Source organism: Sporichthya sp. (assembly GCF_013815995.1).
Lineage (GTDB): Bacteria > Actinomycetota > Actinomycetes > Sporichthyales > Sporichthyaceae > Sporichthya.
In genome coordinates, this window is record NZ_JACDFE010000266.1 from 1 (window position 1) to 5,427 (window position 5,427).

General features: G+C 69.0%; 5 protein-coding genes. 4 read left to right on the forward strand and 1 reads right to left on the reverse strand.

The window, feature by feature from the left end:
- Positions 1 to 63: 63 nt before the first annotated feature.
- The 3 genes from metG to H0X00_RS21130 all read left to right on the forward strand — a co-directional run bounded on the left by metG (position 64) and on the right by H0X00_RS21130 (position 4,397).
- Entirely contained in the window at positions 64 to 1,860 is a 1,797-nt protein-coding gene (gene metG / locus H0X00_RS21120) for a methionine--tRNA ligase (protein WP_293774550.1), read from the forward strand.
- Between the two features lie 67 nt (positions 1,861 to 1,927).
- The gene (locus tag H0X00_RS21125) at positions 1,928 to 2,800 is read left to right on the forward strand and encodes a TatD family hydrolase (protein WP_293774551.1); all 873 of its coding nucleotides are present in this window, start codon (positions 1,928 to 1,930) and stop codon (positions 2,798 to 2,800) included.
- 448 nt (positions 2,801 to 3,248) lie between these two features.
- Complete coding sequence (locus tag H0X00_RS21130; protein ID WP_293774553.1) at positions 3,249 to 4,397, forward strand: resuscitation-promoting factor; 1,149 nt, start codon at positions 3,249 to 3,251, stop codon at positions 4,395 to 4,397.
- Here H0X00_RS21130 and H0X00_RS21135 read toward each other — a convergent pair.
- Entirely contained in the window at positions 4,394 to 5,119 is a 726-nt protein-coding gene (locus H0X00_RS21135; protein WP_293774554.1) for a peptidase E, read from the reverse strand. The two genes, H0X00_RS21130 and H0X00_RS21135, sit on opposite strands and share 4 nt — an antisense overlap.
- Positions 5,120 to 5,149: 30 nt before the next feature.
- Between H0X00_RS21135 and H0X00_RS21140 the strand changes: the two genes are divergently transcribed.
- Positions 5,150 to 5,427: rRNA adenine N-6-methyltransferase family protein (locus tag H0X00_RS21140; protein ID WP_293774556.1), on the forward strand; the 278-nt coding region annotated here is incomplete at its 3' end.

Genomic DNA, 5,427 nt, shown 5'->3' on the forward strand with positions numbered 1-5,427 from the left:
GGCTGACACTTCGCGGCCATCCCGCGGGAAATTGCAGTTGGCGCGCGCAAATAGAATCGCCATATGGCTTCCCCCCGTCACATCCTCACCGCGGTCGCGTGGCCTTACGCCAGCGGTCCGCGCCACATCGGACACGTCGCCGGGTTCGGCGTCCCCTCGGACGTCTTCAGCCGCTACCAGCGGATGGCCGGCAACAACGTCCTGATGGTGAGCGGGACCGACGAGCACGGGACGCCGATCCTGGTCGCGGCGGACAAGGAGGGCCTGACCCCCAAGGGCCTGGCCGACCGCTACAACAAGGTCATCACCGAGGACCTGCGCGGACTCGGGCTCACCTACGACCTGTTCACCCGGACCTCGACGCGCAACCACTACTCGATCGCGCAGGAGATCTTCCTCGGGCTGCACCGCAACGGGTACGTGGTGCCCAAGACGATGATGGGCGCGGTCTCGCCGTCCACCGGCCGGACGCTGCCCGACCGCTACATCGAGGGCACCTGCCCGATCTGCAACTACGACGGCGCGCGCGGCGACCAGTGCGACAACTGCGGTAACCAGCTCGACCCCTCCGACCTGATCAACCCGGTCAGCAAGATCAACGGCGAGACACCGCGCTTCGTCGAGGAGGAGCACTACTTCCTCGACCTGCCTGCGTTCAGTGAGGCGCTCGGGAGCTGGCTGCAGTCCAAGGGCGGCGACTGGCGGCCCAACGTCCTCAAGTTCTCCCTGAACCTGGTCGACGACCTGCGCCCGCGCGCGATCACCCGCGACATCGACTGGGGCGTGCCGGTCCCGCTGGAGGGTTGGCGCGACCGCAACGACAAGCGCCTCTACGTTTGGTTCGACGCGGTCATCGGCTACCTGTCGGCCTCGGTGGAGTGGGCCCGGCGCTCCGGCGACCCGGACGCGTGGAAGGCCTGGTGGCACAACCCCGACGCCGAGTCCTACTACTTCATGGGCAAGGACAACGTCGTCTTCCACTCCGTCATCTGGCCGGCGCTGCTGCTCGGCTACGGCGGCAAGGGCAACCGGGGTGGGGCGCCGGGCGAGCTCGGCGAGCTGAACCTTCCGAGCGAGGTCGTCTCGAGCGAGTACCTGACGATGGAGGGCAAGAAGTTCTCCTCCTCGCGCTCGGTCGTCATCTTCGTCAAGGACTTCCTGGCCCGCTACGACGCGGACGCGTTGCGTTATTACCTGGCGACAGCCGGCCCGGAGACCTCGGACACGAACTTCACCTGGGACGAGTTCCTCCGCCGCAACAACGACGAGCTGGTCGCCGGCTGGGGCAACCTGGTCAACCGCTCCGTCTCGATGGCGGCGAAGAACTTCGGCGAGATCCCGGCGCAGGGTGAGCTGCTCGACGTCGACCGCGAGGTGCTGGCCGCGTCCAAGGCCGCGTTCGCGCCGGTCGGTGAGCTGCTGAACCGGGCCAAGCAGAAGGCGGCCATCACCGAGGCGATGACGGTGGTCGCGGCGGCGAACAAGTACCTGTCCGACACGGCGCCGTGGAAGCTCAAGGGCGAGGACGACCGGGCGCGCCAGGCGACGATCCTGCACACCGCGCTGCAGCTGGTCGATGACTGCAAGGCGCTGCTCACCCCGTTCCTGCCGCACTCCTCGCAGACGGTGCACGAGCTGCTCGGCAACGTCGGCGAATGGTCGGGCGGGCCCCGCATCGATCAGGTCTCCGAGGACGGCAACGACGACTACTCGGTGCTGCAGGGGGACTACAAGACCGCCGCGGTGTGGGCGTCGCGTCCGATCGCGGCCGCCACCAAGCTCGCCACCCCGACGCCGATCTTCACCAAGCTCGACCCCTCCATCGTGGAGGAAGAATTGGCGCGCTTGGAGTCCCCATGACGAGCACCAAGCTCGACCGCAGTGACATCGTCGAAGAGGAGCTCGCGGGCCTGGAGTCGGAGGCCTGATGGCGGTGCGGGAGCGCCGGGACGGGGCTGGGTCGGACAAGAAGTCGGACAAGAAGGACGACAAGCACGCAGCGCCCCCGGCCCCGGAGCCGCTCGAGGTCGCGGTCCCGGACTCGCACACCCACCTGGACCTGCAGGACTCCGAGGTCGCGGACGCCATCAAGGAAGCGACCGCGGTCGGGGTTCCGACGCTGATCCAGATCGGCATCGACGTCCCCTCCTCGGCGTGGGCCGCCGATACCGCAGCCGCGCACCAGGCCATCTGGGCCACGGTGGCGCTGCACCCCAACGAAGCGCCGCGGATCGACGACCTGGAAAAGGCGCTCGCCGAGATCGACGCCCTGGCCGCCCGGCCCGAGGTGCGCGGCATCGGCGAGACCGGCCTGGACCACTTCCGCACCGAGGGTCCGGACGCCTGGGCCCGGCAGGAGGAGTCCTTCCGCCGGCACATCGACATCGCGAAGCGGCACGGCAAGACGTTGGTCATCCACGACCGTGACGCGCATGCTGACGTGCTTTCAGTTCTCGAATCCGAAGGGCCACCCGAGCGCGTCGTCTTCCACTGCTATTCCGGCGACGAAGAGATGGCGCGGATCTGCGCGGAGCACGGGTACGTGATGTCGTTCGCGGGCAATGTCACGTACAAGGCGAATCAGCACCTGCGCGATGCGCTCGCGATTGCGCCGCGCGAGCTGTTGATGGTCGAGACCGACGCCCCGTTCCTCACTCCGCTGCCGTTCCGGGGCCGTCCGAATGCTCCCTATTTGATCCCGCTCACCGTTCGCGCGATGGCCGACGTCCGCGGCGAGGATCCGAACGCGCTGGGTGCCGCCCTGGCGGCCACGACGGAGCGGATGTTCGGCCCCTTCTGAGACCCTCTCGGAGGCCCCGCCCCGGGCGTGTCGGGGTCCGGTGTTCGCGTGATGTATCTCGCAGGCATTTCCCCAGGTGGAATGCATTCGAAACGGTGCGAATCGGCTTCGGATTAGGGCCTCCTCGCGGGGCAAGTAGCGGCAAAGTCCTGGGGAATTGTGTTCAGTCAGGGTCGGCTCGGGGCGAGGTCAACTCGTAACGTCGTCCCCATGGCCACTCCCGATCAGCGCGGTTTCGCCGCGCCGAACCGCCGTGAGCGCCCTCACAGCGGTTTGTCAGGTGTGGTGATTGGTGCATATCGTCCCGCCCTGAATGGCCGGGATCGGAAATCTGGCCCGGGACCGCACAGGCCCGCCCACCTCGGGAACGGCGCAACCACGCCGGCAACCGGAGGGGCCGAGTGCACCCGGGGTCACCGTGCTCGGGTAGCTCAAGGTCTGGAGCACCGTGCGTACTGCTGAATCGACGTCTGCCCACCCGCAGACTCCGTCGACCCCACCCACCCGGGTGCGGCGGCGCAAGCAATGGGCGATCCACGCGGCGATCGTGGCCGCGATGGTTGTGGGCGTGACGGCTTTCGTCAGCTTCGACAAGACCATCGAACTGACCGTCGACGGCAAGACGCAGAAGGTGCACACCTTCGCCGGGACCGTTGCCGGGGTTCTCGCCCGTGAGGGCATCAACGTCACCGAGCACGACTCGGTGGTCCCCCCGCTCGACCGCACGGTCGCAGAGGGTCAACGCATCGCGATCCGCTTCGGCCGGCCCATCGACCTCGACGTCGACGGCAGTTCCCGCCGGGTGTGGGTGACCGCGACCAGCGTCAACGACGCGCTCGGCGAACTCGGTCTGCGCGACGACAACATGTACGTCTCCGCGTCCCGGTCCTCCGCGATCGGACGCGAGGGACTGCAGCTGCGGGTGCTCACCCCGCGCGATGTCACCGTCGTCGCCGACGGCAAGACCCGCGAGCTGTCGACGGTCGCGACCAGCGTCCGCCAGGTGCTGCTCGAGGCGGGCATCTCTCTCGGCTCACTCGACGAGGTCGGGCCCAAGCTGGAGGCCGCACCCCAGGACGGCGCGAAAATCCGCGTCGTGCGCGTCGACGCCCGTCGGATCACGGTGAAGGTCGAGATCCCCTTCGAGGTCCGCGAGATCAAGGACCGCACGCTGTACTTCGGCGAGCGCAAGATCGTGAAGGCCGGCGTCAAGGGCGTCAAGGAGACGACGCTCGACCTGGTCAGCAAGGACGGCAAGGTCGCCAAGCGCGAGACCGTCGCCAGCAAGGTGCTCAAGGAGCCGGTCACGCAGGTCGTGCGGGTCGGTACCAAGGCCTCGCAGTACGCCCGCACCGGTGCCGAGAGCCTGAACTGGGCGGCGCTCGCCGAGTGTGAGTCCGGTGGCAACCCGCGCGCGGTGAACCCGAACGGCTACTACGGGCTCTACCAGTTCAACGTGCCGACGTGGCGCTCGGTCGGCGGCTCGGGCATGCCTCACGAGGCACCGGCTCGCGAGCAGACCTACCGCGCCCAGTTGCTCTACAAGGACCGCGGCGCCAGTCCGTGGCCTGTCTGCGGTCGACGCCTCTTCACCTAGAGCGCTCTGGTCTCCAGTCGCGTTTCCACGGCGCGGCCGCCCTCCGCAATGACGGAGTAGGCGGCCGCGCCCTCGCGTTCGGCCACCGCCTCGGTGGCTTCGGTGCCGCGGTAGAGCACGCCGGCGCCGTCGTCGGTCGCGTACCCGGTCGGCAGCGTGCCGTCGGCGATCAACTGCTGGAACAACGGGCGCCGTTGCTCCTCGGAGTCGTAGTGCACGCCGTTGGCGTAGGGCAGCAGCGCGAGTCCGTCGGTGATCGGCCGCAGGTCGGGCCCGAAGGAGTCGGTCGTCCCGCCGACGTGCCAGCAGATCGATCCGGCCGAGACGCCGGTGAGGACGACGCCGGCTTCCCAGGCCGTCCGCATCGCGGCGTCGACGCCGTGCAGGCGCCACATCGCGAGCAGTCCGGCCACGCTGCCGCCGCCGACCCAGACCACATCCGCCTCGAGGAGATGCGCGGTGATGTCGGCGACGTTCGGCATCGGGAACAGCGCGAGGTGCGAGGGCTGAAGTCCGGCCACCTGGGCGGCCTCGTAGAGGTGGTAGAGAGTCGCCTTGTCGTCGCCGCCGGCGGTGGCCAACAGGCAGATCCGCGGCGCCCGACCGGTCACGCCGGCGAGCTCGACGGCATAGTCGGTGAGCTTGTTGAACTCGAAGCGGGTGCGGCGGCCGAGGCGGATGCCTCCGCTGGTCGCGAGAATGGTCGGAGCATCGGCCGGCATGCGGCCAAACGTAGAAGACGGGCGGAACACGTGAGCGACGGGCTGCCCCAGGGCTTGTTGGGCCCCGCCCAGATCCGCGCGCTCGCCGCCGAGCACGGCGTCACTCCGACGAAGGCCCTCGGGCAGAACTTCGTCATCGACCCGAACACGGTGCGGCGGATCGTGCGCGTCGCCGAGGTGGGCGCCGAGGACGTCGTGCTCGAGGTCGGGCCCGGCCTGGGCTCGCTGACGTTGGCGTTGCTGCCCGCCGCGGCGCGGGTGGTCGCGGTCGAGATCGATCCGCGGCTGGCCGCCGCCCTGCCCGGCAC